Below are 26,174 nucleotides of genomic sequence, written 5' to 3'. Positions count from 1 at the left end.
ACAAGACACACCGGGAGGATTTCATGACCAAGCGGACCGACCATCCCCTCTCCAGCGTATCCCGCCGTACCGTGCTTGCCGGCCTCGGCGCCGCGGGCGTCGGCCTCATCGCCTCGCCGGCCATCGTCCGCGCGCAGGCGGACACCATCCGCATCGGCTTCCCCACCCCGCTCACCGGCCCCTTCGGTGCCGAGGCGAAGGATCAGGTGAAGAGCGCGGAACTCGCCGTGAAGCTCGTCAACGACAAGGGCGGTATCGCCGGCCGCAAGGTCGAACTGCTGGTCCGCGACGACAAGCTGAACGCCGGCGAGGCCGCCACCCGCACCCTCGAGCTGATCGAAAAGGACAAGGTCCACGCGGTCGTCGGGGCCCTCTCCAGCGCCGTTCAGCTCGCGGTGAACGAAGTGACACGCGCCCGCGGCGTCATCTATGTCTCCATCAGCCAATCCGACACCATCAACGAGGTGAAGGACTTCTCGAAGTATACCTTCCACGAGGCACTGAACCCGCACATGACCACGGCCGCCGTGGCGCGGGCGACCTTTAAGAAGGGCTCGAAGGTGGCGCTGCTCGGCGCCGACTACGCCTATGGCCACGAGATGATGCGCGGCTTCAAGCGCGCAGCGGGCGAGCTGGGCGCCGAGATCGTCGGCGAGATCCTCCACCCCTTCGGCGCGGCGGATTATTCCACGCTGATGCCGCGCATCCGCTCCCTGAAGCCGGACATCCTCGCCATCTGCAACTTCGGCCGCGACCAGGCCAACTCGATCAAGCAGGCCAACGATTTCGGCATGAAGAAACAGATGCAGATCGTGGTGCCGGTGCTGCTGCACAACCAGCGCATCGCCGTGGCGCCCGATGTGTTCGAGGGCATCATCGGCGGGGCGAACTATTATTGGGCGCTGGAGAGCACCGTTCCCTCCGCCAAGGCGTTCAACGATGCCTACAAGGCGGCCTATGGCTCGCTTCCGACCGATTACGGCGCCTACGGATTTACTGGTGTTTCCGCGCTGCTCCTGGCCATGGCGAAGGCCGGCGGCACCGACACGGACAAGGTGGTCGAGGCGTTGGAAGGCCTGAAGTACGACGTGGCCAAGGGTCCGCAATACTTCCGCAAGTGCGACCACCAGTCGGTGCAGTCGGTGCTGGTCCTGAAGTCCAAGGCGAAGGCCGACATGAAGAGCGAGCAGGACCTGTTCGACATCGTGGAGAACGTCCCCGGCTCCGAGCAGATGCTGCGTTCCTGCGGCGAGCTGGGCTTCCCGACCTGAGACCGGTCGCTCCTGCGACAAGCGCCCTCTCCCCGTGCGGGAGAGGGAAGCACCTGACTGGACCGCCCCGAGAGACGCCCGATGGACCTTGAACTCATCCTCATGCAGCTGTTCTCCGGGCTCGCGCTCGGGGCGATCCTGGTGATGGTCGCCCTCGGGCTCACCATCGTGTTCGGCATGCTCGGCATCGTGAACTTCGCCCATGGCGCCCTGTTCATGGTGGGCGCCTATGCGGGGCTGTGGATCGCCGCGCAGACGGGAAGCTTCTGGTGGGCGCTCATCGTCGCCCCCATCGCCGTCGGTGTGCTCGGCATGGCGATCGAGCGCTTCCTGATCCGGCCGCTCTATGGCCGCACGCCGGACGACCCGCTGCTGCTCACCTTCGGCCTCGGCTATGTGCTGGTGGAGACGGTGCGCATCACCTTCGGCACGGACGGCATCCCCTTCTCGGCGCCGGACGCGCTGCAGGGCGTGGTGGACCTCGGGGTGGGCTATTTCCCCATCTACCGCCTGTTCGTGGTGGGCGTGGTGGCTGTCATCTTGCTGCTGCTCTGGGTGGCGCTGGAGAAGACGCGCTTCGGCCTCATCGTGCGGGCTGGCGCGCGCGATCCGCTCATCATGAAGGTGCTGGGCGTGGACGTGAGCCGCCTGTGGCTGCTTGTGTTCGGCCTCGGCGTCGGCCTCACCGCGCTCGGCGGCGTGCTGGCGGCGCCCATGCGCAATGTCAGCCCGGAGATGGGCACCCTGGTGCTGGCGGAGGCTTTCGTCGTCACCGTCATCGGCGGCATGGGCTCGCTGCTTGGGGCCGTGGTGGCGGGACTGCTCGTGGGCGTCGCGGTGAGCATGACCGCGCTGTTCGCTCCGGAGATGGCGACCATCGTCATGTTCGGCCTGATGGCCCTCATCCTCCTCGTCCGACCGCAGGGCCTGTTCGGCCGGCCGGCGGGCGCCTGAGGGTACCGGCGCGTGAACGGAGACGACACCATGACCACAACCGACCTCGCCGCCGGGCAGGGCGTGGCGCCGCGCGCTTTGCCGAAGGCCGGCGCCGCGCTGGACCGCTGGCGCGTGCCGCTCACCATCGCCGTGCTGGCGGTGCTGCCCTTCGTGCTGCCGTCGCAGGCGCTGGCGGTGAACGTGCTGATCTACGGCCTGTTCACCGTGGGCTTCAACCTGCTGTTCGGCTACACGGGCCTCCTCTCTTTCGGCCATGCCGCCTTCTTCGGAACGGGGGCGTACCTGACCGGCATGGCCATCGCCCATCTCGGTTTCGGCTGGTTCCCCGCCATGCTTACCGGCATTGTCGGCGCGAGCCTGCTCTCAGCGGTGATCGGCGCGCTCTCCATCCGCACCCGCGGCATCTATTTCTGCATGGTCACGCTGGCCCTGGCGCAGTTGGTCTATTACGTCGCGCTCCAGGCCTCCGGCTGGACCGGCGGCGAGAACGGCCTGCGCGGCTTCACCGTGGCGAAGGCGGACCTGATCGGCGGCTTTTCGGTGAATCTGCTGAACCCGCTGGCGAAATACTATTTCATCATGTTCTTCGCGGCGCTGGCCCTGTGGTTCGTGTCGCGGGTTCTGAACTCGCCCTTTGGCGCGGCCATCGAGGCGGTGCGTGAGAACGAGACCCGGGCCCGCGCCTGCGGCTTCGACGTGGAGCGCACCAAGCTGCTGTCCTTCATCCTGTCCGGCGCCTTGTGCGGGCTCGCCGGGACCCTCTCCGCCCTGCACCTCTCCATCGTGCCCCTCGATGCGCTGAGCGTTCACACCTCGTCCATCGTGGTGATGATGACCATGCTGGGCGGCGCCGGCTCCTTCTTCGGGCCGTTCGTGGGGGCGCTGGTGTTCCTTCTCATCGAGGATGTCGCCTCCCTCTGGACCACACACTGGCAGCTCATCGTCGGCATCGTCTTCATCCTGTTCGTGCTGTTCCTGCCCAAGGGCATCTGGGGCAGCCTGATCCAGCTCACGCGCCGCAGGAGGGCGTCATGACCGCGCTGATGGAAGTGACGGACGTGGGCCGCTCTTTCGGCGGCTTCGTCGCCCTCGCCGGTATCTCGGCGAAGTTCGAGCGCAACAAGGTGACGGCGGTGATCGGCCCCAATGGCGCCGGCAAGAGCACGTTCTTCAATGTGCTGTCCGGCGTGCTCCAGCCCTCCACCGGCTCCATCCGGTTCAAGGGGCAAGAGCTCAAGGGGCTGAAGCAGCACCGCTTTGCCCATCTCGGTATCGCGCGCTCCTATCAGATCACCAACCTCTTCCCCGAGCTGTCGGTGGAAGAGAATGTGCGCGTGGCGGCGCAGGCGCTGAAGACCCGCTACGATGTCTTCAGCCATCGCGATCGTTATCCTGAACTCAGCCAGAAGGCTGAGGCGGCCCTCGGCGAAGTGGGCCTCACCCATCGCCGCGCCCGCCGTGCCCGTGACCTCGCCCATGGCGAGCAACGGGCGCTTGAGATCGCCATCGCGCTGGTGGCGAACCCGGAGCTGCTTTTGCTGGATGAGCCGACCGCAGGCATGGGGCCGGAAGAGACCAAGGACATGGTGGCGCTCATCGAGCGCCTCGCGGCGGACCGCACCATTCTCCTGGTCGAGCACAAGATGAAGATGATCCTCGGCCTGTCGGACCGCATCCTTGTGCTGCATCACGGCCGGCTCATCGCCGACGGCACGCCGACAGCGGTACAGGCCGATCCGGAAGTCCGCCGCGTCTATCTGGGGCAGAACGATGGCTATGCTTGAGGTCGAAAAGCTCAACGCCTGGTACGGGCCGAGCCACGTCGTCCATGATCTGACGTTCAAGATCGAACAGGGCGAGATCGTTGCCCTCGTCGGCCGCAACGGCGCCGGCAAGACCTCGACGCTGCGGGCCGTCATGGGGCTGATGCCGCGGGCTGAAGGCCGGGTGACGTTCGACGGCACGGACCTGCTCCCGCTCGGCGCCCACGCCCGGTTTCGCCTCGGCCTCGGCTACGTGCCGGAGGATCGGCGCATCGTCCCCGGCCTCACAGTTCGGGAAAACCTGCAGCTCGGCCTGGTCGCGGCCGGCCGAACGGACGAGCGGGCGGCCATCGACGAAATCGCCAAGAGCTTCCCGCGCCTGAAGGAGCGGCTGGAGCAGCAGGGGACCACCATGTCCGGCGGCGAGCAGCAGATGCTCGCCATTGCCCGCGCCATCATCTCCAAGCCGAAGATGGTGCTGCTGGACGAGCCCTCCGAGGGCATCATGCCCGTGCTGGTGGAGGAGATGGGCGTCCTCTTCCGCCGCCTGAGAGACCAGGGCACGACGCTGCTTCTGGTGGAGCAGAATGTGGAATGGGCGCTCAATCTCGCGAGCCGCGCCATCATCATCGATCAAGGGGAGCTGGTGCATCAGTCAAGCGCTGCTGCACTGCTCGCCGACAAGGACATCCAGGATCGCTATTGTGCGGTCTGAGCGCCATCGCCGAAGAGCGGCACGCGCGAACGAGAACAAGGGGAGGACCATCCCGTGGAACTGACCGGCGAATATCGCATCAGCGCCCCGCGCGAGACCGTGTGGAAGGCGATCCTTGACCCCGAAATGCTCAAGCGCTGCATTCCCGGATGCAAGGAGTTGGAGCAGACGGGCGACAATGCCTATGCCGCAAAGGTGCAGGTGAAGGTCGGGCCCGTCTCGGCCACCTTCTCCGGCTCGGTGGAACTCACCGACATGGAGGCGCCGGCCGGTTGCCGCATCGTCGGGCAGGGCAATGGAGGCATCGCCGGCTTCGCCAAGGGCGAGGCCAAGGTCTCGCTGGCCGAGGATGGCGCCGACACCATCCTGACCTACGTGGCGGACGCCCAGATCGGCGGCAAGCTCGCCTCTCTTGGCGGGCGCCTCGTGCAGGCGACTGCCAAGAAGCTCTCCGACCAGTTCTTCACCAGCTTCGCCGAAGCGCTGAACGCGCCGGCCGAGGTGCCTCCGGCGGCCGAGGCATCCTGAGCATCAAGAAGGTCCCGAGGCCGGCGCAGGCCGGCCTCACTTCACCTTCGCCGCATAGTCCTCCGGCTTGAACCCGACGATCAGATCGCGCCCGTGCTCCAGCACCGGGCGCTTGATCATGGACGGGTGTGCGAGCATCAGCGCCAGGGCCTTGGCCTCGTCGATGTCCGCCTTGTCGGCGTCGGGAAGCTTCCGGAAGGTCGTGCCGGCCCTGTTGAGCAGCTTGTCCCAGCCGACTTTCTTCGCCCAGCCTTCCAGCGTCTTCGCATCGATGCCGGCCGACTTGTAGTCGTGGAAGGCATAGGCGACGCTCTTCTCGTCGAGCCAGCCGCGCGCCTTCTTCATGGTGTCGCAGGCCTTGATGCCATAGATCGTCGTCGTCATCGCAATCCCCCGTCTGAAAGTGCCGACCTTACCCGAGGGCGCGCCGCCGCGCGCGCGGCTTTCGCGTCGCAGGGCCGTTGAACGGCTCCTGCTGCTCATGTAACATATCAGTGCAATCCCAATTGGACGGGCAATAAAAGGCAGGGCAGGACGCATGAAGACCTATCGGGGAGATCGCACCATCGACGGCATCGCGGTGACGGTGGACGGCAAGCCGCTGCCGCAGCGCACCGACATCGCCAAACTGAGCAGCGACGGCTTCGAGTGGAGCTATGAGGGGCAGGCCCCCGCCCAACTCGCCCTTGCCTTGCTTGCCGATCACCTCGGCGATGATCGCCGCGCCTATGCGCTGCACGATCAGTTCATGCGCGAGGTGGTGGCGAACTTCGCCAATGAGTGGGAGATGACCTCCGACGACATCGCTGCCGCGCTCCCCCGCGTCGCGGCCTGAGCCACAAGACGCTCCGAGGCTTGACGGCGGGCCGCGAATCCGTCGTCACACTTTTCTCGACGGAACAGGAGCGGGCGACATGGCGAAGGCGGGGTCCAAGGTGGTCTCCAGGGCGCTTTCCAAGACGCCGGTGAAACGTCAGAAGCGGCATTTGGTGTTGGAGGATGCGGATGTCGGCCTCGATATCCTGCTCGAGCCGCTGCGCGAGACCCGCAAGGAGCCCCGTGCGCCGGCCCGCCGCCCACGTCGCGAGGAGGCGCCGGCGGAGGATGCGAGCCTCACCGATCGCGCCTATCGCATCCTTGAGGAGCTGATCGCGACGCTGCAACTGCCGCCCGGCGCGGTGCTTTCCGAACTCACGCTTTCGGATCGCCTGAAGATCGGCCGCACCCCCATCCGCGAGGCGCTGCAACGGCTGGCGCGGGACGGCCTTGTGGTGGTGCTGCCCCGGCGGGGCGTGCTGGTGTCGGACATCAACCTGCGCACCCAGCTTCGGCTGCTTGAGGTCCGGCGGGTGCTTGAGGTGCTGATGGCCGGCCTCGCCGCCGAGCGCGCCACGGCCGAGGAGCGGGAGGCCTTCGCCGAGATCGCTGGCTCCATGCGGCAGGCGGCGGAGGTGGAGGACGACCTCGCCTTCATGCGCCTCGACCGGCGCTTCAATCTCTTGATGGCGCAGGCCTCGCGCAACGAATTCGCGGTGCGCTCCATGGGCCTCATGAACGCCCTGTCGCGCCGCTTCTGGTACCAGCACTACAAGGAAGTGGCAGACCTGCCGCTCGCTGCCCGGCTTCACGCCGAGGTGGCCGAGGCGGTGGCCCGCCGCGACCGCAAGGCGGCCGAGACCGCAGCTTCCAACCTCGTGGATTACATCGAGGATTTCGCGCGCAAGACGCTGGATGCGTGAGGGGTAATCCGCCCTCTCCGCAAGGGGAGAGGGCGTCTTCAACTTTCAGAAAACCACGACGCTTCGGATCGTCTCCCCGGCCTTCAGCGCGGCGAACCCGTCGTTGATCTCGCTCAGCGCGATGCGGCGGGAGATCAGGCCCTTGAGATCCAGTCGTTCGGCAAGCGCGGCTCGGGCGAGGAAGGGGAAGTCGCGGGCGGGGCGGGCGCCGCCATAGGAGACGCGGCGGATGCGCTTTTCCGCCATCAGCGATCCCCAGCGGAAGGACACGTCCTTCGTCACGTCGATCTTGCCGAGCCAGATCACCTCGCCGCCTGGCCGCACCGCCTCGACCGTTGCGCGGAAGGCGATGGGGCTGCCGGCGGATTCGAGCACCACGTCGGCACCCCGGCCCTGGGTGAGGGCGCGGGCCGCTTCCACCACGTCACCGGTCCGGGCATTCACCGTATGGGTCGCCCCCATGGCGCGGGCGAGGGCAAGCTTTGCGTCGTCGAGATCGGCGGCAAGGATGGTCTCTGCGCCGGCCAGCCGCGCGCCCTGCACCGCTGCTAGCCCCACGGCGCCGCAGCCGATGACGAGCGCCGTATCGCCGGGCGCGATGTGGGCCACGTTGAGGGCAGCTCCAACGCCCGTCATGATCCCGCAGCCGATGAGGCAGGCCTCCTCGAACGGCAGCTCGCGCGGCACCGGCACGGCCTGCTGGTCGGTGACGATGCAGTATTCGCCGAAGGCTCCAAGAAACATGAGGTTCCCCAGCTCCCGTCCGTCCTTGAGCCGCGCCTTGGCGGCGCCATCAAAGGTACGGGCTTTCGGGCCTTCCGCGAGATAGCCCTCGCAAAGGATGGGTAGAGAGCGGTCGCAATAGAAGCAGTGGCCGCAATGGGGGTTCCAGGAGAGCACCACATGGTCGCCCTTGCGGACGCCCTTCGCCTCCCGCCCGACCTCCTCCACGATGCCCGCCGCCTCGTGGCCGAGCACGATGGGCATGGGGTAGGCGAGGCCGCCTTCGATCACCTCGAGATCGGTGTGGCAAAGGCCGGCGGCCTTGATGCGGACCAGCACGTCCGACGGTCCGAGCGGGGCGGCTTCCACCGTCTCCATGGCGAGCGGCATCTGCGGCGCGTGGAGCACCGCGGCACGATAGGTGAGGGGCATGGGTCAGGCGTGCTCCAGCTCCACCTCGCCGGCGATGACGCGCATCACCGCCTTGTCGCGGTACGCCTCCGCCAGCGTGCCGGAGAAGATCATCTCACCGCGCTCCAGCACGTAGAGGCGATCTACATAATCCGGGAGGTGGTGGACGTTGGATTCGGCCATCAGCACGGCCTGCCCCATGGCGCGGATGGAGGCGATGCCCTCCGAGATGACCGGGATGATGGCGGGGGAAAGACCCTCGAACGGCTCGTCCAGCAGCAGCAGGCTCGGGTCGAGCGCGAGGGCGCGGGCCACCGACACCATCTTGCGCTCACCGCCGGAGAGCTGTGCGCCGCCCCGGTGCAGATATTGCCGAAGCTTGGGGAAGACGTTTAGGGAGCGTTCGACGCGATCCTTCTCCGACAACTTGGAGCGGCGCGTCCAGGTCGGCAGCTCCAGGTTCTCGGCGACCGTGAGGTCGGCATAGACTTCCGATTCCTCCGGCGAGAATCCCACGCCCATCTGGGCGATCTCATGCGGGGCGCGGCCGATCAGCTCCTTGCCGGCGAAGCGGATGGAGCCTGCGGCGGGCTTGCGATAGCCCATGATGGAGCGGAACGTGGTGGTCTTGCCCGCGCCGTTGCGGCCGATGAGGCAGACGAGTTCGCCCGGCTCCACGGCGAGGTCGATGCCGGAGAGGATGCGGCTGCCGGCGATGTCGACCTTGAGGCCCGAAATGCTCAGCATGGGCGGATCTCCTGAACAGCTGTTTTCGGGGTCATCTTCGGCGGTCGCGTGCCCACCACGGCGGCGATGAGGGCGGGATCCTTGAAGAAGGTTTCCGGCTTCTCGTCCGCCAGCACACTGCCTGCCTGAAGCGCGACGATGCGGTCCGAGTAGCGGGCCACGAGATCCATGTCGTGCTCCACCTGGATGATGCCGCGCACACCGGCCTTGCGGGAGGCCGCGACCAGCAGCTCCATGATGGCGTGCTTGTCGCCGGTGGAGACGCCGGAAGTGGGCTCGTCGATGAGGATCAGTTCCGGCTTGAGCGCGAAGGCGCTCGCCACGTCCAGCAGCTTCTTCTCGCCCTGGGAGAGGGCGCTCGCCTGCTGGTCGAGACGGTGGCGCAGGTTGAAGATGTCGGCCACCTCCTCCACGGCGTCGCGGACCTCCTGATCGGCGCTGAGGCTGCGGAAGGGATTGCCGATGCGCCTCAGGCGCGAGGCGGCGGCAACGCCCAGCGTCTCGCGTACGGTGAGCGCGGGGAAGATGTTCACCAGCTGGAACCCCCGCGCCATGCCGCGACGGGAGAGTTCCACCGGCCCGATGCCGGCGATGTCCTGCCCGCGGAAATGGACGTGCCCGGTCGTGGGCTTCAGCAGCCCCGTGAGCACGTTGACCAGGGTGGACTTACCCGCTCCGTTGGGGCCGACGATGGAGATGAATTCACCATCGTCCACATGCACCGACACGTTCCGGAGCGCGTGGAAGTCGCCGTAGCTCTTGGAGACCTGATGGGCGGAGAGAAGGGCGCTTGAGGCCATGGGTCAGCTCCCGCGCTTGAGGCGGGCGAAGGCGTCGCCGAACAGGCCGGCGATCCCCCGCGGGAAGAAGATGACGATGAGCACCAGCACCGCGCCCATCACGAACCGCCAGTACTGCGTGGCGGACATCACCGTGTCCTGCAGCAGCACGAAGGCGAGGCCGCCCACCACCGGGCCGGCAAAGGCGCCGGAGCCGCCAAGGACCGCCATGAAGACGAGGTTGCCGGACTGCGTCCAGTAGACGATCTCCGGGTCCGCAAGGCCGATGGTGACGGCGAGGATCACCCCGCCGATGGCGCCGTAGACGCCGGAGATAACGTAGGCCGCCAGCCGCATCCGCGAGACGGTGACACCGAGATAGGCCGCCTTCTGCGCGTTCTCCCTGATCGCCGTGAGGTGGAGGCCGAAGGGCGAGCGCACGATCCGCCACATGGCGTATCCGAGCAGGGTGAGCAGGCCGAGAGCGTAGTAGTAGAACGGCCCGGTGATGAAGGCGGTCTTGCCGCCCTCGAACTCCATGCCGAACAGCAGCGGGCGCATCACCCTCATGCCCTGGTCGCCGCCGGTGAGGCCGTAGAACTTGAACAGGATGGAGTGGAACAGCATGCCGAACGCCAGCGTCAGCATGCCGAAGAAGATGCGCGTGTAGCGCACGCACAGGAAGCCCACCGGCACCGCGATGACCACTGCCGCCGCCACCGCGACGAGGAGGGTCAGCTCCAGCGACCGGACGCCCAGCTTCGAGGTCATCAATGCCGCCGCATAGGCGCCGATGCCGAGGAACATGGCGTGGCCGAAGGAGAGGAGGCCGGTGTAGCCCAACAGCAGGTTGAAGCCGAGCAGGGCGATGGCGAAGCCGAAGAACGGCACCATCAAAGTGAGCGTGTAGGTGGAGGCGACGAGGGGCAGGCCCGCCATGGCGACGATGATCACCAGGAAGGATATGAGCCCCGAGGGTCGCCAGATGTTTGGGGACACGGCCGGCGCCACCGTGGCCGGGGCGGAGGTCGGGGTGCTCATGCCATTGCCTTTCCGAAAAGTCCGGCCGGCCGCAGGATGAGCACGGCGATGACGACCAGATAGATGGAGAGAATCTCGGCCTCGGGCAGCACCATGATGGCCGCTGCACGGATAAGGCCGACGATGAGTGCACCGGCCAGCGCGCCGCGCATGGAGCCGAGCCCGCCGATGACAACCACCGCGAAGGCTTCCACCACCAGCTCCACCGCCATGTCGAGGGAGGAGGCCGAGGCTGGCACCACCAGCGCGCCGCCCACCGTGCCGAGCATGCAGCCGACCGTGAACACGGCGGCGAACACGCGGGAGGAATTGACGCCGAGACCCTCGCTCATGTCCCGGTTTTCCGCCGTGGCGCGGATGATGCGCCCCGTGCGCGTCCTCTGCAGGAACGCGCCGAGCGCGACCGCGATGGCGATGGAAGCGGCGATCACGAGGAGGTTGTAGGTGGGCACCCGAAGGCCGAGGAATTCGGCCGTGCCGTATGCGAGATAGGCATTGTCCAATGTCCGCGGCGTCGCGCCCCAGAAGAAGCGGAACACGTCCTGGAACATCAGGAGCAGCCCGAAGGTCAGGAGCAATTGATAGCTCTCGTCCCGCCGATAGACGGTCCGCAATATGCGCTCCACCGGCAGGCCCACGAGGCCGATCACCAGCCCCGCGAGAACGAGCACCGGGAGAACGGTCCAGGCCGGAAAGCCCACGGCCGAGGCGAGGCCCACGGCTGTGATGCCGAAATAGGCGCCCAGCGCATAGAAGGAACCGCAGGCGAGGTTGATGACCTTCTGCACGCCGAACACCAGCTGGAGCCCGGCGGCGACGAGGAAGAGAATGGCGGCGTGAAACACGCCGCCGAGGAGGACGTCGAGGAAGACGGTCACGCGGCGCTCCTCAGACGGGAAGCTTGGAGGTCTTGAGCCATTCCCAGAAGTCCATGCCCGGCGGCTTCTGGAGCTGGTCGGCGGTGAAGCTGTCCACCGTCTTCAGCGTCGGGAAGTCGTAGGAATTCTGGTTGGTGGAAAGGCCCTGGTAGAAGGTCTGCTCGGCGATCTTGTCGGCGCGGAACTGGCCCGGCCCGCCGAGGCTCTCCACCTTCTGCTTGGGGATCGATTCGATGATCTCGTTGAGCTTGGGCCAGCGCCCGGTGGCCTTGGCCGCCGCCTCCACGCCGGCCTTGTAGGCGGCGAGCGCAAAATAGGCGCGATCCGCCTCCCAGTGCGGCGCCTCCTTGTAGCGGCCCATGTAATCTTCCACGAACGCCTTCTGAAGCGGCGAGGCATTGGGCAGGGCGAAGTAGAGCGTGTTGTGCCCGAAGACGATATTCTCGGGCATGAACTCCTTCTTCAGCTGGTTGATCTGCCAGCCGGCGGCGGGCAGCGCGAGGTTCACGCCCTCGAACAATCCGGCGGCGGATCCCTGCTTCATGAATACGGGTAGGTCCGCGAACAGCATGGAGGAGAAGATGAAGTCGGGTTTGGCCGCCTTCAGCGCTGCGACGTGGGAGGTGAGGTCCATGGTGCCGACCTTCGGCCACTGCTCGGCCACCACCTCCACTTCGACGCCCGCGCGTTTCAGGATCTGCTGGAAAGCCTCCCAGTTGTTGCGGCCATAGGAATAGTCCGGATTGATGCCGGCGATGCGCTTGATCTTACCCTTGAAGTATTTGATCGCAAGCAGCGAGGCTATCACCGCCTCGCATTCATTGTCGGTGGAGCGGAAGACGTAGCGCGACTTCGGCATCGCTTCCTTGACGCCGTCCTGGGTGGTGCCGTCCCACATGATGAGGAGCGCCTGCTCCTCCTCCGCCACAGGCGCGACGCCGAGCGACACGCCGGTGGAGATGAGGCCCTGCACGCAGTCCACCTTCTCCTGCAGCGCCAGGCGGCGGAACCGCTCGATGGTGTCCTTCGGCGAGGTCTCTTCCTCGAACACCAGTTCGATCGGGCGGCCGGCTATGCCGCCATCCTTGTTCATCCGCTCAGCCGCCCATTGCACCGCGCGGACTCCGCATTCGCCCACCGTGCCCATGGCTCCGGAGCGCGGTGCAAGAATGCCGATGCGCACCGGCTTGGACTGGGCGATGGCCGGGGAGAAAACCCCCGGAGCGGCAGCGGCGAGACCGGCAGCACCGATCCCCCGCATCAATGTGCGGCGAGAAATGTTCATTGGCGTCCTCCCCTAGGCAGGTCTCGTGCCCGCCTTCGTGAACTGACATATCATAGATATGCCAAAAGAATGCCTGCAAGCAGCTTTTTTGATCTGGATCATTTTTAAGGAAGGCTGGTCGGAAAAATTGAACTGAATCAAATTGTTAAGTTGTTGAACTTTGGTCGCATTCACGGGCTGTCAGGCTTCCGGTGGCGCTGGATCGATGCCTTGCATATGATGTGTGGCTGACATATTACTGGTGCATCCGCCGTCGCGGAGCATCCTTCCCCCGTCCGGGCGCGAGGGAGCTGGGGCGGGCGACGGCTCCAGGCACCGGCGCGTTCAGCAGTCGGGGTGTTCAGGAGCCGGCGCCCCCAAGCGGCGCCGAGAGAATCAATACAATGGCGCGCACCGACAGCGCGCAAGGGAGAGAGCGATGGAACTCACCTCGAGCCCCATGACGGATCGGCAGCGCAAATACCGCGCGACCTACCGCGAGCGCGTCACCGGCTGGTATAATGGCTGGCTGCACATCGCCATCATCTACACGATCGGCTTCACCGCCCTCTACATCTACACCTCGAACATGCACGCGATCCGCTGGTGGGAGTGGTTGACCATTCCGGTCGTGTTCCTGTTCTGCAATTTTTTCGAGTGGTGGCTCCACCGCTACGTGATGCACCGGCCGTCGAGCTTTCCGCTGTTCCGCGCGGTCTATAACCGCCACACGCTGATGCATCACCAGTTCTTCACCGAGGAAGAGATGCGCTTTGCTGGGCATCATGACTGGCGCGTCACCTTCTTCCCGCCCTATGCGCTGGTGACCTTCACGCTCATGTCCATTCCCGGCGCCATCGTGTTCGGCTGGCTGGTCTCGCCGAACGTGGGCTGGCTGTTCATCGCCACGACCACCTCGGTCTATCTGCTCTACGAATTCATGCACTTCACCACGCACATCGATGAGAACTGGTTCGTGCGGAACGTCCCCTTCATCAACACCAATCGCCGCCACCACGCCGCGCACCACAATCAGTCGCTCATGATGGAGCGCAACATGAACCTCACCTTCCCCATCATGGACTGGGCGTTCGGCACGTCGGACCTCAACCGCGGGCTCCTCGGCCATCTCTTCAATGGCTATGACACCCGCCATCTGAAGACCGACATGCGGCGCACCGCGCGCACCCCGAAGAGCAAGACGGGCGGCTCCGCCCATGTCGCTCCGGCGGAGTGAGGGCATGGCCGCGATCGAACCCAATGTGGCCGGCCTCGCGATCTTCGCGGGGCTGTGGACGGCGGCCTGCCTCGGTTTCCTCGTGCTCTCAGGCATGTTCCCGGCGAGCACCCGTCCGGTGGGGGCGCGGCAGGCGGGGGGGCGCGCCCTCGTTCTGGTAAACAGCCTGCTGTGGCTGGCGCTGGCGGCTGCGGCGCTGGTCTACGGCTACGCCAACCTGCGCCTCACCAGCCTCATCGTCGTCGGCGGCCTCGTGCTGCTGTTCGCTCCGGCACCGTTCGATCTGCTGCCGACATCGTTCCGTGATGGACGCCGTGGCCTCGCCGCGTTGATTGCGCTCCAGGCAATGGCGCTCGCCGTCTGGGCCGCGATTCCCGGCGGCGGCGCCCTCATCTGAAGGTCAGCGCCGGCACCGTCCGGCCAGCAAGAGGGGAAATCCCATGCCAACCCACATCAAGTTCATCCTCTCCCTCGTCGTCCTCGCCGTTGCGGCGGCGGGCTATGCCTTCCAGGCGGCGCTCGGGCAGGAGGGACCCAAATATGCGGTTGCCTTCCTCGGCGTCTTCATGGTCGTCGCCATGTGGGTGTTCCCGGAGGTGCAGCGTCGGCCGGGCGACAAGGTCTAGTCCGGGCCAAAAACAAGAAGGGGAAGAGGGGGGCATGATCGCCATCATTTTCGAGGTGTGGCCGGCCGAGGGCCAGCGCGACACCTATCTCGATCTTGCCGCGCGCCTGCGCGTGGACCTTGAGAAGATGGACGGCTTCATCTCGGTCGAGCGGTTCGAGAGCCTCACCAATCCGGGCAAGATGCTCTCGCTCTCCATCTGGCGCGATGAGGAATCGGTGAAGGCTTGGCGCAACCTCACCTCCCATCGCAGGACGCAGGCGGCCGGGCGGGCCGGCGTGTTCCGCGACTATCGCCTGAGGGTCGCCGCCGTGGTGCGCGACTATGGCATGTTCGAGCGCGACGAGGCGCCGGACGACAGCCGCGCTTTGCATAAGTCAAAGGCAGCCGCGGCCCATCCCACCTTCTGAAGTCAGCGCAGCTCCGGCGGCCAGTCGAGGCCGGAGCGGCCCCCCGAGTCGGCGGATGCAGCCGCGGCGGCAATGTCCTCGTCGCTAAGGCCGGCCTCGCGCAGCACCTCTGCGGTGCAGTCGCCGAGATCGAGCGGGCGGGCTTGCGCCGGCGTGCGGGAGAGGCGGGGAACGGCGGGCACGCGGTTCGGCCCGCTCTCCGGATGCCGGGCTGCGATGTGGGGATCGCTCCACACCTCGTCCGGCGCCAGAACCGGCGCGACGCAGGCGTCCGTCCCCGCGAACAGGGCGGTCCAATGGTCGCGTGGTTGCGCCGTGAAGGCGGCCTCCAGGGTGCGTTCAATCTCCGGCCACAGGTCGCGTCTCATGTGGTCCGGCGGCTCGCCTAGGTCGAGACGCCGCCACAGTGCTTCAAAGAAGCCCCGCTCTAGCGCGCCCACAGCGATGAACCCGCCGTCAGCGCAGCGATAGGAACGATAGAAGGGTGTCCCGCCGCCGAGCAGCCCGTCGCCCCGTGCGGGCCAGTGGGGTGTCTTCCAGAGCGGCCAGTGCATCGCCATCATGGAGAGCGCGCCGTCGACCATGGCGGCGTCGATCTTCTGGCCCTGTCCGGTGCTCTTCGCCTCGATCACCGCGGCGAGGATGCCCAGCGCGGCGATCAGGCTGCCGCCGGCGAAGTCCGCGACGAGGTTGAGCGGCGCCTGGGGCGGGCCGTCCTTCGGCCCCATCGAACCGAGCACGCCGGCCAGCGCGAGATAGGTGATGTCGTGCCCCGCCTCCAGCGCGCGGGGGCCGTCCTGCCCGAAGCCGGTCAACGAGCAGTAGACGAGGCGCGGATTGAGCGCCGCCAGCGTCTCATAGCCCGCCCCGATCCGGTCGGCGACGCCGGGGCGGAAGCCTTCCACCAGCACGTCGGCGGTCTTCACCAGCGCGTGCAGCGCCGCCCGCCCGGCGGGTGCTTTCAGGTCGAGGGAGATATGCCGCTTGCCGCGGGAGAATTCCGGAATGGCAACGCCGGCTCGTCCGCCGCCCACCACGATCACCTCCGCCCCGAAATCCGCGAGCAGCATGGTGCAATAGGGGCCGGGGGCGAGCCGGGAGAGGTCGACGACGCGGATGCCGGCGAGGGGGCCGCGGGGGGCGGGGGAGGGGGTCTCCACCATCACAGCCCCCGCGCAATCACGATGCGCTGCACGTCGCTGGTGCCCTCATAGATCTGGCACACCCGCACGTCGCGATAGATGCGCTCCACCGGGAAGTCCGCCAGGTAGCCGTAGCCGCCGAAGGTCTGGATGGCGGAGGAGCACACCTGCTCCGCCATCTCGGACGCGAACAGCTTCGCCATGGACGCCTCGGTGAGGCAGGGCAGGCCGGCCTCGCGCAGGGAGGCGGCGTGTAGCACCATCTGGCGCGCCGCCTCGATGCGGGTCGCCATGTCGGCGAGGCGGAAGGCGACCGCCTGATGCTCCATGATGGGCTTGCCGAAGGTCACGCGCTCCTTCGCATAGGTCCGCGCTGCCTCGAATGCCGCCCGTGCCATGCCGACGCACTGGGAGGCGATGCCGATGCGCCCGCCTTCCAGGTTCGAGAGGGCGATCTTGAGGCCCTCGCCTTCGGAGCCAAGCCGCAGGTCGGCGGGCAGGCGCATGTCGTTGAAGGCGAGCTGGCAGGTATCGGAGGAGTGCTGACCGAGCTTCTCCTCCACCCGCACCACCTCGTAGCCGGGCGTGTCGGTGGGCACGATGAAGGCGGAAATGCCCTTCTTGCCCGCGTCCGGGTCGGTGACGGCGAAGACGATGATGACATCGCCGTTCTTGCCCGACGTTATGAACTGCTTGGCGCCGGAGAGCACGTAGTGATCGCCGTCCCGGCGGGCACGGGTGCGCAGGGCGGCGGCGTCCGATCCGGCCTGCGGCTCGGTGAGGGCAAAGCCGCCGATCCATTCGCCGGAGGCGAGCTTCGGCAGGAAACGCTCCTTCTGCGCCGGCGTGCCGAACTTGACGATGGGCATGCAGCCGACAGACGAGTGCACGCTGACAATGGTGGAGCACGCACCGTCCGCCGCCGCGATCTCCTCTAGCGCGAGGGCATAGGAGACGAGATCTGTGGCAGAGCCGCCGTGGTCCTCGGGCACCAGCATGCCAAGGAAGCCGAGGGCGCCCAGCTCCTTCAGCTCCTCGCCGGGAAAGCGATGCTCCCTGTCCCGCGCCGCGGCTCCGGGCGCGAGGCGCTCGGAGGCGAAGGCACGCACCGCGTCGCGGATGGCCACCTGGGTTTCGGTGAGGATCATGGCACGCTCCTCCGGTTCTTGTTGTTAGATGTCTTTGGTGACCTCAGCTCAGGCGCTCGATGGCTACCGCCGTCGCCTCGCCGCCGCCGATGCACAGCGAGGCGATGCCACGCTTGAGCCCGTAGCGCTCCAGTGCCGCCAGCAGCGTCACCATCACCCGGGCCCCCGAAGCCCCGATGGGATGGCCGAGGGCGCAGGCGCCGCCGTGGACGTTCACCTTGTCCTCGGGCAGGCCGAGGTCGCGCATGGCGGCCATGGGCACCACGGCGAACGCCTCGTTGATCTCGAACAGGTCCACGTCCTTCAGATCCCAGCCGGTCTTCCCGGCGAGCTTCTGCACCGCGCCGATGGGAGCCGTGGTGAAGAGGTTCGGCGCCTGGGCGTGGGTGGAATGGCCGACGATGGCGGCGAGCGGCGTGAGGCCGCGCTTCTCCGCCTCCGAGCGGCGCATGAGCACGAGGGCGGCCGCGCCGTCGGAGATGGAAGAGGAGTTCGCCGCGGTCACCGTGCCGCCATCGCGGAAGGCGGGCTTCAGCGTCGGGATCTTGTCCAGCTTCGCCTTGGGCGGCTGCTCGTCTGCCGCCACCACGCGCTCGGTCTTGCCGGCCTTCACGGTGACGGGCGTGATCTCCTGGTCGAAGGCGCCATCTGCCATGGCCTTCTGTGCCTTGGTGAGGGAGGCGATGGCGAAGGCGTCCTGCGCCTCGCGGGTGAACTGGTAGGCCTCCGCGCACTCCTCCGCGAAGGTGCCCATGAGGCGGCCCTTGTCGTAGGCATCCTCGAGGCCGTCGAAGAACATGTGGTCGATGACCTTGCCGTGCCCCATGCGGTAGCCGCCGCGGGCGCGGTCGAGCAGGTAGGGCGCGTTGGTCATGCTTTCCATGCCGCCCGCAACCGCGACGGAGGCGGAGCCGGCGGCGAGGAGGTCATGGGCGAACATGGCCGCCTTCATGCCCGAGCCGCACATCTTGTTGACCGTGGTGGCGCCGGTGGACAGAGGAAGGCCGGCGCCCAGCGCAGCCTGCCGCGCCGGGGCCTGGCCGAGGCCTGCCGGCAGCACGCAGCCGAACACCACTTCCTCCACCTGATCCGGCGCGAGGCCGGCGCGTGCGAGGGCGGCACCGATGGCCGCGGCGCCGAGCGCGGGCGCGGCCACATCCTTCAGGTCGCCCTGAAAGCCGCCCATGGGCGTGCGGGCGGTGCCGACGATGACGATGGGGTCGGAAGCCGTCATGAGTCTTGTCTCCGGTCGCGGGAGGAAGTCGTCAGCGGGAAGGGCTCAGCGCGGCGCCATCCGCAGCGCGCCGTCGAGGCGGATGACCTCGCCGTTCAGCATGTTGTTCTCGCAGATGTGCTTGACGAGGGCGGCATATTCGGACGGCCGTCCTAGGCGCGAGGGGAAGGGCACGCTCTTGCCGAGGCTGTCCTGCACGTCCTGTGGCAGGCCGGCCATCATGGGCGTCTCGAAGATGCCGGGGGCGATGGTGACGACGCGGATGCCGAACCGCGCCAGCTCGCGCGCCACCGGAAGGGTGAGGGCGGCGACGCCGCCCTTCGAGGCGGCATAGGCGGCCTGGCCGATCTGCCCGTCGAAGGCGGCGACGGAGGCGGTGTTGACGATGACGCCGCGCTCGCCCTCCCCATCCGGCTCTTCCTTCACCATGGCATCGGCGGCGAGTCGAAGCATGTTGAAGGTGCCGATGAGATTGACGGTGATGCCGCGCACGAAGCTTTCGAGCCGGTGCGGGCCGTCGCGGCCGACCACCTTCTCACCGGGGGCGACGCCCGCGCAGTTCACGAGACCGTGAACATGGCCGAAGCTGTCGAGGGCGAGTTGGATGGCGGCCTTGCCATCGGCTTCGTTGCTCACGTCGGCGCGCTGGAAGCGGGCGGCATCGCCGAGTTCGGCGGCCATGGCGGCACCGGCGTCGGCATTGATGTCGACGAGGACCACGCGGCCCCCATTGTCCACCACCATCCGCGACACCGCCGCGCCCAGGCCAGAGCCGCCACCGGTGACGAGAAAGACGCGCCCTTCAATCTTCATGGTGCCCCTCCCAGGGAGACATGCCGCCGCTTCGGCGGCCGTTGCGTCTCGTCTAGCAGAAAAGCCGAGTGACATTCGATGACACTAGCGATCTATTCAGATGAGCGATTTTGCCATTTAGGAGCGCGGCGTGGAACGGCGGATGATCTCCGGCACCTTCGTGGACGATGCCCTCGGCTGCCTGACGGCGCAGGGCATCGACGCCGGTCCGGTGCTCGCACGGGCCGGGCTCGCGCTGCCGGTGACGGAGGCGGTCTCGGCCGAGCAGTATGGGGCGCTGTGGACGGCGGCCGCCGAGGCGCTGGACGACGAGTTCTTCGGCCTCGCCGCCCGCCCCATGCGCTGTGGCAGCTTCACGCTGCTCTGCCATGCGCTCATGGGCGCGCAGACGCTGGAGCAGGCCCTGCGGCGGGCGCTGCGATTCCTGCGGGTGGTGCTGGATGACCCGAGCGGCGAGCTTGTGGTCGGCGACGGCCTGGCGTCCGTCGTGCTCTTGGACAAAGGCGGCGCGCGCTCGGCCTTCGCCTACCGCACCTACTGGATCATCCTCCATGGCATCACCTGCTGGCTGGTGGGCCGGCGCATTCCGATCCGACAGGTGGATTTCCGCTGCGGTCCGCCGGAGCATGGGGCGGACTACCGGCTGTTCTTTGGTGCTCCCGTCCGTTTCGACGCGCCGGAGAGCCGGCTCGCCTTCGATGCGACCTTCCTGAAGCTGCCGGCCCACCGCAGCGAGCGGGCGCTGCGGGATTTTCTGCGGGGCGCGCCGGCGAACATCCTCGTGCGATACCGGCACGATGAAGGGCTTGCCGCCCGGGTCCGCGCCCGGCTCCGGGAGCTGCCGGCGTCGGCGTGGCCTTCGTTCGTGGAGCTTGCCCGGCAGTTGCGCCTGCCGGCTTCGACCCTGCGTCGCCGGCTCGCCGAAGAGGGCGCCGCCTATCGCGACATCAAGGACGACCTGCGCCGGCTGCGGGCCGAGGACCTGCTGCGGGCCACCGACCGGCCCGTGGGCGAGATCGCGGCGGAGCTTGGCTTTTCCGAGCCGAGTGCCTTCCATCGGGCATTCCGCAAGTGGACGGACCTGAGCCCGGGCGCCTTCCGCCGTGCCGGGGCGTGAGGTAGAGCGGCGTTCCGCCATTTGACGGCGGGGCGGCGGCTGACTACCTGTGCGCAGACCATGCCCGCGCGGCGCCATCCGGGGCGGCCTGCCGGGCGACCCTGGAGACACCTGTTGTCGATCATTGCCAGCATCCGCAAGACCCTCGTTCCGATTCATCGGGAGGGCTATCCGTTCATCGCCATCGCGGTGGTGATCGCGCTCGTGCTGTTCGTGTTCTCCACCTTCTTCGGCATGATCGGCTTCGGCCTCGCCCTCTGGACGGCTCTGTTCTTCCGCGATCCCGAGCGGGTGACGCCGGTGCGCGAGGGGCTCGTCATCGCGCCGGCGGATGGACGTGTGTCGCAGGTGGGTCTGGCGCGGCCGCCGCGGGAGCTGGATCTTTCCGACGAGCCGCTGCTGCGGGTGTCCATCTTCATGAATGTGTTCAACGTCCACGTGAACCGAGCACCGGTGACGGGACGCATCGAGCGCATCGCCTACAAGCCGGGCCTCTTCCTCAATGCCGACCTCGACAAGGCGAGCGAGGACAATGAGCGCAACGGCCTCATCATCTCCACGCCCTACTGCCGGGTGGGTTGCGTGCAGATCGCCGGCCTCGTGGCCCGCCGCATCGTCTCATTCGTGCGGGAGGGTGAGTCCATCGGTTCCGGCGAGCGCTTCGGCCTGATCCGCTTCGGCTCCCGTGTTGACGTCTATCTGCCGGTGGGGTCGCGCGTGCTGGTCAGCGAAGGGCAGTTGACGGTGGCGGGCGAGACGGTCCTGTGCGATCTCTCCCAGCCGCAGCAGCGCGAGACCGCCTATCGGGTGAGCTGATGGAAACGCCCTTTCCCCCGTTCGATCCTGAAGGCCGGCCCCGGCCGCGCCTCGGCGGCAGCATCGGCAAGGTGCCGATCCGCGTGCTCCTGCCCAATCTTGTGACGCTGCTCGCGCTGTGCTCCGGCCTTACCGCCGTGCGGCTCGCCATCGAGGAGCGGATCGAACTGGCGCTGGCGGCCATCGTGTTCGCCGCCATCCTCGACGGGGTGGACGGTCGGCTGGCGCGGGCGCTGAAGGGCACCTCGCGCTTCGGTGCGGAGCTGGACAGCCTCGCCGACTTCGTGAACTTCGGCTGCGTGCCGGCCCTGATGCTCTATTTCTGGGGCCTTAAGGAAGCCGGCTCGTTTGGCTGGATCGCCGCGCTCGCCTACGCCATCTGCGCCGCGCTGCGGCTTGCGCGCTTCAACGTGATGCTGGACGATCCGAACAAGCCGCCCTTCGCGGGCGACTACTTCACCGGCATTCCGGCCCCGGCGGGCGCCATTACCGTGCTGCTGCCGGTCTATCTGGAACTGATCGGCCTGCCGCACGGGCGGGTGAGCGCTTTGATCGCGCTGGTCTATTGCCTCGCCATCGCCTTCCTGATGATCTCCACGGTGCCTGCCTGGTCGGGCAAGACGCTGGGGCGGCGGGTGCGACGGGATATGGTGCTGCCGCTGTTCGTGGCCGTGGCCATCTATTTCGCCCTGCTGGCGAGCTATCCCTGGATCGTGCTTTCCTTCTGCACCATCCTCTATCTGGCGCTGCTGCCGGTATCGACTGTGCGCTATCGGCGCCAGATGAAGGCCTGGAAGGCCGAGCGCGCCGCCGCGGCGTCCGCCGGCCCGGACGTGCTGCCCTCCTGATCTTCGTGAAGCGGCTGCTGGCGACTTGCTGTGCAAGCGCTGCCGCAGTCACGCGCATTAAATTGCATGCAATGCGCACGGTGTTGCACAAATAATGATCATATACCGCTCTGTGTTGCTGTGTTGATCGACTGGATGGGTATTCTAGTGAATTGATTTTACGATAAATTTCAAAAACTGTATGCAATTGGCACGCGGCTTGAATGGCACTTGGCGACCGCCACCACAGGGACGTTGCCGATGAACCGCCGCGAATTCATGAAGTCCGCCTCCGCCACCGCCGTCGCGAGCGGCGCGGGCGTCGCAGCCCCGGCGGTGTTCTCGCCGGCAAAGGCGCAGGCCCGGAACGAGACTCTGCTGATCGTCTCGGAGAGCGGGCCGAACAATCTCGACATTCACGGCGTCGGCACCAACGTGCCCGGCTACGAAGCCAGCTGGAACACCTATGACCGGCTCATCACCCACGAGATGACCGAGAAGGAAGGCGTCCGCTACTACGACCGTGACAAGCTCAAGGGCGAGCTCGCCGAGGACATGAACATCGGTGACATGTCCGTCACCTTCAAGCTGAAGAAAAACGCGACCTTCCAGGACGGCACCCCTGTCACCGCCAAGGACGTGAAGTGGTCGCTGGACCGCGCCGTCTCTGTGGGCGGCTTCCCCACCTTCCAGATGAAGGCCGGCTCGCTGGAGAAGCCGGAGCAGTTCGTGGTGGTGGACGACCACACGGTGCGCGTGGACTTCCTGCGCAAGGATCGCCTCACCATCCCCGACCTCGCCGTCATCGTGCCGTGCGTCATCAATTCCGAGCTGGTGAAGAAGAACGCCACCGAGAAGGATCCCTGGGGCCTCGAATACACCAAGCAGAACACCGCCGGCTCCGGCGCCTATCGCGTCACCAAGTGGACGCCCGGCACCGAGGTGATCTTCGAGCGCTTCGACGACTGGAAGGGCGGCCCGCTGCCCAAGATCAAGCGTGTGATCTGGCGCATGGTGCCCTCCGCCGGCAATCGCCGGGCGCTGATGGAGCGCGGCGACGCGGACATCTCCTATGACCTGCCCAATAAGGATTTCGTGGAGCTGAAGCAGGCCGGCAAGCTCAACATCACGTCGGTGCCGTACTCCAACGGCGTGCAGTACATCGGCATGAACGTGAAGAGCCCGCCCTTCGACAATCCGAAGGTGCGCGAGGCCGTCGCCTACGCCATTCCCTATGAGAAGATCATGGAGGCCGTGCTCTACGGCCTCGGCCGCCCCATGTTCGGCGCGCCGGCCGATGCCGCCACCAAGGTGGCCTGGCCGCAGCCCACCAAGTTCAAGACCGACCTCGCAAAGGCCAAGCAGCTGATGGCGGAGGCGGGCTATGCCGGCGGCATCGACACCACGCTCTCCTTCGATCTCGGCTTTGCCGGCGTCAACGAGCCCATCTGCGTGCTGCTGCAGGAAAACCTCGCGCAGATCGGCATCAAGACCACCATCAACAAGATCCCCGGCGCCAACTGGCGCACGGAGCTGAACAAAAAGGTGCTGCCGCTCTACACCAACGTGTTCTCGGGATGGCTCGACTATCCAGAATACTTCTTCTTCTGGTGCTACCACGGCTCCAATTCGGTCTTCAACACCATGAGCTACCAGTCGGCGGCCATGGACACCTTCATCGACGGTGCCCGTGCGGCGGCGGCGAGCGGCGACAAGGCGGCCTATGATACGGACGTGAAGGGCATGGTGGATCTCGCCTTTGCCGATGTGCCGCGCATTCCGCTCTACCAGCCGTTCGTCAACGTCGCGATGCAGAAGAACATCACCGGCTACGAATACTGGTTCCACCGCCGGCTCGACTATCGCGCCTTCCAGAAGGGCTGAGGTCTTTCCCCTTCCTCTCAAGGGAGGAAGCGGCGTGAGGGGTGGCGCCGGGGGCGGAAACCGGCGCCCGGGTTTCGGCCCGGAATGCCCGGCATCGGTGCCGCCCCTCACCCCACATCCGGCGGTCCGCCGGAGACGACAAAGCGGCTGCGGTGCCCGATGCCCCGCAGTCCGGATCGCACACAGGGATATCGCCATGCTGAAGCTCCTAGGCAGTCGTCTCGCCACAGCCGTGCCCAGCCTGATCGGCGTGGTGATCGTGACCTTCCTGCTCACCCGCGTGCTGCCCGGCGACACGGCGGCCTATTTCGCGGGCCCGGCGGCGACGCCGCAGGCCATCGCCGAGATCCGCACCAAGCTCGGTCTCGACAAGTCGTTACCGGCTCAGTTCGCCGACTACGTCTCGGCGCTGGCGCATGGCGACCTGGGCTCTTCACTCTCCACCGGCCAGCCGGTCGCGACCGAGATCGCGTCCCGCCTGCCGGCCTCGGCCGAACTGACGTTGGCGGGGTTGGTGCTGGCGCTGCTGATCGCGGTGCCCTTCGGCATCATTGCGGCGGTGCGACAGGGATCGTGGATCGACCATGCTTGCCGCATCATCACCACGGCCGGCGTGTCGCTGCCGGTGTTCTTCACCGGGCTGCTGCTGGTCTATGTCTTCTACTTCAAGCTGGGATGGGCGCCGGCGCCGCTGGGGCGGCTCGACGTGTTCTTCTCGGCACCGGAGACGGTGACGGGCTTCTATCTCATTGACAGCCTGATCGCGCGCGACTTCGAGACCTTCCGCGCCGCGCTGGCGCAACTGGCGGTGCCCGCCATCACGCTCGCCATCTTCGCCCTCGCCCCCATCGCCCGCATGACCCGCGCCTCCATGCTGGCGGTGCTCTCCTCCGAGTTCGTACGCACGGCGAAGGCGGCGGGCCTGACGGACTACACGGTCATCATCACCTACGCTTTCCGCAATGCCATGCTCCCCGTGGTGACCACGCTGGGCATGGTGTTCTCCTTCCTCCTCGGCGCCAACGTGCTGGTGGAGAAGGTGTTCGCCTGGCCGGGCATCGGCTCCTATGCGGTCGAGGCGCTCATCACCTCGGACTACGCACCGGTGCAGGGCTTCGTGCTCGCCATGGCGATCCTCTACGTGATCCTCAACCTCCTGATCGACCTTGCCTACGGCATCATCGATCCCCGCGCGCGGAGCGAAGCATGACCCTCGCCACGGCCGATACCCAAAAGGCCCCGGGCGGCCTCGCCGCCACGCTCGCCCACGCCCGCTACGTGATCTCGGATAACCCGGTCACGGGCATCGCCTTCGGCATGTTCCTGGTGCTGGTGGTGTGCGCCACGTTCGGGCCGTTCATCGTGCCCTATGACCCGCTCGCCTCAGACACGGCCGCCGCCTTGCAGCCGCCCTCGGCCGCGCATTGGTTCGGCACCGACAATCTCGGCCGGGACATCTTCTCCCGCGTCGTGGTGGCGAGCCGGCTGGACATGGCAATCGCCATCTTCTCCGTGGCGCTGGTGTTCGCCGTGGGCGGCGTCGCCGGCATCGCGTCGGGCTTCTTCGGAGGGTGGACGGACCGGATCATCGGCCGCATCTCCGACACCATCATGGCCTTCCCGCTGTTCGTGCTGGCCATGGGCATCGTCGCGGCGCTGGGCAATACAGTGACGAACATCGTCATCGCCACCGCCATCATCAACTTCCCGCTCTATGTGCGCGTGGCGAAGTCCGAAGCCGCCATCCGCCGCAACGCCGGCTATGTGCAGGCGGCCCGGCTCACCGGCAATTCGGAGTGGCGCATCCTGCTGACGACCATCCTGCCCAACATCATGCCCATCATGATGGTGCAGATGTCGCTCACCATGGGCTACGCCATCCTCAACGCCGCCGGCCTCTCCTTCATCGGCCTCGGCGTGCGTCCGCCGACGCCGGAGTGGGGCATCATGGTGGCCGAGGGCTCGGCCTACATCGTCTCCGGCGAATGGTGGATCGCGCTGTTCCCCGGTCTCGCGCTCATGTTCGCGGTCTTCTGCTTCAACCTCCTGGGCGACGGTCTGCGCGACATCGTCGATCCCCAGCGCCGCACCTGATGGAGGCCGCC

The 26,174-nt window shown here is 66.9% G+C and carries 29 protein-coding genes; 18 read left to right on the top strand and 11 right to left on the bottom strand.

Annotation, left to right across the window (positions count from 1 at the left end; all coding sequences use genetic code 11):
• Positions 1-23 precede the first annotated feature (23 nt).
• The 6 genes from D7006_RS14925 to D7006_RS14900 all read left to right on the top strand — a co-directional run bounded on the left by D7006_RS14925 (position 24) and on the right by D7006_RS14900 (position 5,234).
• A complete protein-coding gene (locus tag D7006_RS14925) occupies positions 24-1,271 on the top strand; it encodes an ABC transporter substrate-binding protein (protein ID WP_237353599.1) in 1,248 nt (415 codons plus the stop codon).
• Between the two features lie 81 nt (positions 1,272-1,352).
• Complete coding sequence (locus D7006_RS14920) at positions 1,353-2,225, top strand: branched-chain amino acid ABC transporter permease (RefSeq protein WP_169124304.1); 873 nt, start codon at positions 1,353-1,355, stop codon at positions 2,223-2,225.
• Between the two features lie 30 nt (positions 2,226-2,255).
• On the top strand, positions 2,256-3,263 hold the full coding sequence (locus D7006_RS14915; RefSeq protein WP_169124303.1) for a branched-chain amino acid ABC transporter permease: 1,008 nt from the start codon (positions 2,256-2,258) through the stop codon (positions 3,261-3,263).
• Entirely contained in the window at positions 3,260-4,012 is a 753-nt protein-coding gene (locus D7006_RS14910; RefSeq protein ID WP_229643871.1) for an ABC transporter ATP-binding protein, read from the top strand. The genes D7006_RS14915 and D7006_RS14910 overlap by 4 nt, the downstream gene beginning before the upstream one ends.
• A complete protein-coding gene (locus tag D7006_RS14905; RefSeq protein ID WP_229643872.1) occupies positions 4,005-4,706 on the top strand; it encodes an ABC transporter ATP-binding protein in 702 nt (233 codons plus the stop codon). Before D7006_RS14910 ends, D7006_RS14905 begins: the two co-directional genes overlap by 8 nt.
• Before the next feature lie 54 nt (positions 4,707-4,760).
• Positions 4,761-5,234: a CoxG family protein gene (locus tag D7006_RS14900; RefSeq protein WP_169124300.1), complete on the top strand. Its 474-nt coding sequence runs from the start codon at positions 4,761-4,763 to the stop codon at positions 5,232-5,234.
• 36 nt (positions 5,235-5,270) lie between these two features.
• On the opposite strand, the gene D7006_RS14895 is transcribed toward D7006_RS14900, so the two are convergent.
• Positions 5,271-5,618, bottom strand: coding sequence for an ArsC family reductase (locus tag D7006_RS14895; RefSeq protein ID WP_237353598.1), 348 nt, complete (start codon positions 5,616-5,618; stop codon positions 5,271-5,273).
• Between the two features lie 154 nt (positions 5,619-5,772).
• Here D7006_RS14895 and D7006_RS14890 point away from each other — a divergent pair, with 154 nt between their 5' ends.
• Entirely contained in the window at positions 5,773-6,069 is a 297-nt protein-coding gene (locus D7006_RS14890; protein ID WP_169124298.1) for a DUF6166 domain-containing protein, read from the top strand.
• A 79-nt stretch (positions 6,070-6,148) separates the two neighbouring features.
• The gene (locus D7006_RS14885; protein WP_229643873.1) at positions 6,149-6,973 is read left to right on the top strand and encodes a GntR family transcriptional regulator; all 825 of its coding nucleotides are present in this window, start codon (positions 6,149-6,151) and stop codon (positions 6,971-6,973) included.
• Between the two features lie 45 nt (positions 6,974-7,018).
• Here D7006_RS14885 and D7006_RS14880 read toward each other — a convergent pair whose 3' ends face one another.
• Genes D7006_RS14880 through D7006_RS14855 form a run of 6 tightly spaced genes read right to left on the bottom strand, consistent with a single transcriptional unit; the run spans position 7,019 to position 12,837 of the window.
• On the bottom strand, positions 7,019-8,128 hold the full coding sequence (locus tag D7006_RS14880; protein WP_237353597.1) for a Zn-dependent alcohol dehydrogenase: 1,110 nt from the start codon (positions 8,126-8,128) through the stop codon (positions 7,019-7,021).
• A 3-nt stretch (positions 8,129-8,131) separates the two neighbouring features.
• Positions 8,132-8,854: an ABC transporter ATP-binding protein gene (locus tag D7006_RS14875; protein WP_237353596.1), complete on the bottom strand. Its 723-nt coding sequence runs from the start codon at positions 8,852-8,854 to the stop codon at positions 8,132-8,134.
• The gene (locus tag D7006_RS14870; protein WP_237353595.1) at positions 8,848-9,654 is read right to left on the bottom strand and encodes an ABC transporter ATP-binding protein; all 807 of its coding nucleotides are present in this window, start codon (positions 9,652-9,654) and stop codon (positions 8,848-8,850) included. The genes D7006_RS14875 and D7006_RS14870 overlap by 7 nt, the downstream gene beginning before the upstream one ends.
• Positions 9,655-9,657: 3 nt before the next feature.
• Positions 9,658-10,674: a branched-chain amino acid ABC transporter permease gene (locus D7006_RS14865; protein WP_237353594.1), complete on the bottom strand. Its 1,017-nt coding sequence runs from the start codon at positions 10,672-10,674 to the stop codon at positions 9,658-9,660.
• Positions 10,671-11,552 (bottom strand): branched-chain amino acid ABC transporter permease, encoded by an 882-nt coding sequence (locus D7006_RS14860; protein WP_229643878.1) that lies wholly within the window; start codon positions 11,550-11,552, stop codon positions 10,671-10,673. The genes D7006_RS14865 and D7006_RS14860 overlap by 4 nt, the downstream gene beginning before the upstream one ends.
• Positions 11,553-11,562: 10 nt before the next feature.
• Positions 11,563-12,837: an ABC transporter substrate-binding protein gene (locus D7006_RS14855; protein WP_237353593.1), complete on the bottom strand. Its 1,275-nt coding sequence runs from the start codon at positions 12,835-12,837 to the stop codon at positions 11,563-11,565.
• Between the two features lie 418 nt (positions 12,838-13,255).
• On the opposite strand from D7006_RS14855, the gene D7006_RS14850 reads away from it, so the two are divergent.
• From D7006_RS14850 to D7006_RS14835, 4 genes are read left to right on the top strand one after another with little or no spacing between them, the layout of a single operon-like run.
• Positions 13,256-14,053 carry a sterol desaturase family protein gene (locus D7006_RS14850; RefSeq protein WP_237353592.1) on the top strand — a complete coding sequence of 266 codons (798 nt, stop codon included), beginning with the start codon at positions 13,256-13,258 and terminating at the stop codon, positions 14,051-14,053.
• Between the two features lie 4 nt (positions 14,054-14,057).
• Positions 14,058-14,450 carry a hypothetical protein gene (locus D7006_RS14845; protein ID WP_237353591.1) on the top strand — a complete coding sequence of 131 codons (393 nt, stop codon included), beginning with the start codon at positions 14,058-14,060 and terminating at the stop codon, positions 14,448-14,450.
• A 43-nt stretch (positions 14,451-14,493) separates the two neighbouring features.
• On the top strand, positions 14,494-14,679 hold the full coding sequence (locus D7006_RS14840) for a hypothetical protein (protein WP_229643882.1): 186 nt from the start codon (positions 14,494-14,496) through the stop codon (positions 14,677-14,679).
• A 34-nt stretch (positions 14,680-14,713) separates the two neighbouring features.
• Positions 14,714-15,088, top strand: coding sequence for an antibiotic biosynthesis monooxygenase (locus tag D7006_RS14835; RefSeq protein ID WP_237353590.1), 375 nt, complete (start codon positions 14,714-14,716; stop codon positions 15,086-15,088).
• 2 nt (positions 15,089-15,090) lie between these two features.
• On the opposite strand, the gene D7006_RS14830 is transcribed toward D7006_RS14835, so the two are convergent.
• Genes D7006_RS14830 through D7006_RS14815 form a run of 4 tightly spaced genes read right to left on the bottom strand, consistent with a single transcriptional unit; the run spans position 15,091 to position 19,425 of the window.
• Positions 15,091-16,251 (bottom strand): CaiB/BaiF CoA-transferase family protein, encoded by a 1,161-nt coding sequence (locus tag D7006_RS14830; protein WP_237353589.1) that lies wholly within the window; start codon positions 16,249-16,251, stop codon positions 15,091-15,093.
• Positions 16,251-17,378, bottom strand: coding sequence for an acyl-CoA dehydrogenase family protein (locus D7006_RS14825; RefSeq protein ID WP_237353588.1), 1,128 nt, complete (start codon positions 17,376-17,378; stop codon positions 16,251-16,253). The genes D7006_RS14830 and D7006_RS14825 overlap by 1 nt, the downstream gene beginning before the upstream one ends.
• Before the next feature lie 43 nt (positions 17,379-17,421).
• A complete protein-coding gene (locus tag D7006_RS14820; RefSeq protein ID WP_237353587.1) occupies positions 17,422-18,612 on the bottom strand; it encodes an acetyl-CoA C-acyltransferase in 1,191 nt (396 codons plus the stop codon).
• A 45-nt stretch (positions 18,613-18,657) separates the two neighbouring features.
• A complete protein-coding gene (locus D7006_RS14815) occupies positions 18,658-19,425 on the bottom strand; it encodes a 3-hydroxyacyl-CoA dehydrogenase (RefSeq protein WP_169124285.1) in 768 nt (255 codons plus the stop codon).
• 130 nt (positions 19,426-19,555) lie between these two features.
• On the opposite strand from D7006_RS14815, the gene D7006_RS14810 reads away from it, so the two are divergent.
• The 6 genes from D7006_RS14810 (at position 19,556) to D7006_RS14785 (ending at position 26,163) form a co-directional block, all read left to right on the top strand.
• A complete protein-coding gene (locus tag D7006_RS14810) occupies positions 19,556-20,542 on the top strand; it encodes an AraC family transcriptional regulator (RefSeq protein ID WP_237353586.1) in 987 nt (328 codons plus the stop codon).
• 114 nt (positions 20,543-20,656) lie between these two features.
• Positions 20,657-21,358 (top strand): phosphatidylserine decarboxylase, encoded by a 702-nt coding sequence (locus D7006_RS14805; RefSeq protein ID WP_169124284.1) that lies wholly within the window; start codon positions 20,657-20,659, stop codon positions 21,356-21,358.
• Positions 21,358-22,206, top strand: coding sequence for a CDP-diacylglycerol--serine O-phosphatidyltransferase (gene pssA / locus D7006_RS14800; RefSeq protein ID WP_229644840.1), 849 nt, complete (start codon positions 21,358-21,360; stop codon positions 22,204-22,206). Before D7006_RS14805 ends, pssA begins: the two co-directional genes overlap by 1 nt.
• Before the next feature lie 240 nt (positions 22,207-22,446).
• The gene (locus tag D7006_RS14795) at positions 22,447-24,069 is read left to right on the top strand and encodes an ABC transporter substrate-binding protein (RefSeq protein WP_237353585.1); all 1,623 of its coding nucleotides are present in this window, start codon (positions 22,447-22,449) and stop codon (positions 24,067-24,069) included.
• Positions 24,070-24,265: 196 nt separating this feature from the next.
• A complete protein-coding gene (locus D7006_RS14790; protein WP_169124281.1) occupies positions 24,266-25,279 on the top strand; it encodes an ABC transporter permease in 1,014 nt (337 codons plus the stop codon).
• On the top strand, positions 25,276-26,163 hold the full coding sequence (locus tag D7006_RS14785) for an ABC transporter permease (protein ID WP_169124280.1): 888 nt from the start codon (positions 25,276-25,278) through the stop codon (positions 26,161-26,163). Before D7006_RS14790 ends, D7006_RS14785 begins: the two co-directional genes overlap by 4 nt.
• Positions 26,164-26,174 lie beyond the last annotated feature (11 nt).

The sequence above is a fragment of the Xanthobacter sp. YC-JY1 genome, from assembly GCF_021730305.1.
In the GTDB taxonomy this organism is placed as follows: Bacteria; Pseudomonadota; Alphaproteobacteria; order Rhizobiales; family Xanthobacteraceae; genus Xanthobacter; species Xanthobacter flavus.
Note: the sequence above shows the minus strand (reverse complement) of the source record. Positions and strands in the feature narration are given on the sequence as shown.

What these genes read in the sequence shown, in the direction of transcription:
- D7006_RS14785 (WP_169124280.1), top strand. Translation starts at nt 25,276, where the DNA reads ATGACCCTCGCCACGGCCGATACCCAAAAGGCCCCGGGCGGCCTCGCC.
- D7006_RS14910 (WP_229643871.1), top strand. Translation starts at nt 3,260, where the DNA reads ATGACCGCGCTGATGGAAGTGACGGACGTGGGCCGCTCTTTCGGCGGC.
- D7006_RS14925 (WP_237353599.1), top strand. Translation starts at nt 24, where the DNA reads ATGACCAAGCGGACCGACCATCCCCTCTCCAGCGTATCCCGCCGTACC.
- D7006_RS14920 (WP_169124304.1), top strand. Translation starts at nt 1,353, where the DNA reads ATGGACCTTGAACTCATCCTCATGCAGCTGTTCTCCGGGCTCGCGCTC.
- D7006_RS14875 (WP_237353596.1), bottom strand. Translation starts at nt 8,854, where the DNA reads ATGCTGAGCATTTCGGGCCTCAAGGTCGACATCGCCGGCAGCCGCATC.
- D7006_RS14840 (WP_229643882.1), top strand. Translation starts at nt 14,494, where the DNA reads ATGCCAACCCACATCAAGTTCATCCTCTCCCTCGTCGTCCTCGCCGTT.
- D7006_RS14820 (WP_237353587.1), bottom strand. Translation starts at nt 18,612, where the DNA reads ATGACGGCTTCCGACCCCATCGTCATCGTCGGCACCGCCCGCACGCCC.
- D7006_RS14835 (WP_237353590.1), top strand. Translation starts at nt 14,714, where the DNA reads ATGATCGCCATCATTTTCGAGGTGTGGCCGGCCGAGGGCCAGCGCGAC.
- D7006_RS14855 (WP_237353593.1), bottom strand. Translation starts at nt 12,837, where the DNA reads ATGAACATTTCTCGCCGCACATTGATGCGGGGGATCGGTGCTGCCGGT.
- D7006_RS14895 (WP_237353598.1), bottom strand. Translation starts at nt 5,618, where the DNA reads ATGACGACGACGATCTATGGCATCAAGGCCTGCGACACCATGAAGAAG.
- pssA (WP_229644840.1), top strand. Translation starts at nt 21,358, where the DNA reads ATGGAAACGCCCTTTCCCCCGTTCGATCCTGAAGGCCGGCCCCGGCCG.
- D7006_RS14815 (WP_169124285.1), bottom strand. Translation starts at nt 19,425, where the DNA reads ATGAAGATTGAAGGGCGCGTCTTTCTCGTCACCGGTGGCGGCTCTGGC.
- D7006_RS14790 (WP_169124281.1), top strand. Translation starts at nt 24,266, where the DNA reads ATGCTGAAGCTCCTAGGCAGTCGTCTCGCCACAGCCGTGCCCAGCCTG.
- D7006_RS14870 (WP_237353595.1), bottom strand. Translation starts at nt 9,654, where the DNA reads ATGGCCTCAAGCGCCCTTCTCTCCGCCCATCAGGTCTCCAAGAGCTAC.
- D7006_RS14795 (WP_237353585.1), top strand. Translation starts at nt 22,447, where the DNA reads ATGAACCGCCGCGAATTCATGAAGTCCGCCTCCGCCACCGCCGTCGCG.
- D7006_RS14850 (WP_237353592.1), top strand. Translation starts at nt 13,256, where the DNA reads ATGGAACTCACCTCGAGCCCCATGACGGATCGGCAGCGCAAATACCGC.
- D7006_RS14865 (WP_237353594.1), bottom strand. Translation starts at nt 10,674, where the DNA reads ATGAGCACCCCGACCTCCGCCCCGGCCACGGTGGCGCCGGCCGTGTCC.
- D7006_RS14880 (WP_237353597.1), bottom strand. Translation starts at nt 8,128, where the DNA reads ATGCCCCTCACCTATCGTGCCGCGGTGCTCCACGCGCCGCAGATGCCG.
- D7006_RS14825 (WP_237353588.1), bottom strand. Translation starts at nt 17,378, where the DNA reads ATGATCCTCACCGAAACCCAGGTGGCCATCCGCGACGCGGTGCGTGCC.
- D7006_RS14905 (WP_229643872.1), top strand. Translation starts at nt 4,005, where the DNA reads ATGCTTGAGGTCGAAAAGCTCAACGCCTGGTACGGGCCGAGCCACGTC.
- D7006_RS14830 (WP_237353589.1), bottom strand. Translation starts at nt 16,251, where the DNA reads ATGGTGGAGACCCCCTCCCCCGCCCCCCGCGGCCCCCTCGCCGGCATC.
- D7006_RS14915 (WP_169124303.1), top strand. Translation starts at nt 2,256, where the DNA reads ATGACCACAACCGACCTCGCCGCCGGGCAGGGCGTGGCGCCGCGCGCT.
- D7006_RS14890 (WP_169124298.1), top strand. Translation starts at nt 5,773, where the DNA reads ATGAAGACCTATCGGGGAGATCGCACCATCGACGGCATCGCGGTGACG.
- D7006_RS14845 (WP_237353591.1), top strand. Translation starts at nt 14,058, where the DNA reads ATGGCCGCGATCGAACCCAATGTGGCCGGCCTCGCGATCTTCGCGGGG.
- D7006_RS14885 (WP_229643873.1), top strand. Translation starts at nt 6,149, where the DNA reads ATGGCGAAGGCGGGGTCCAAGGTGGTCTCCAGGGCGCTTTCCAAGACG.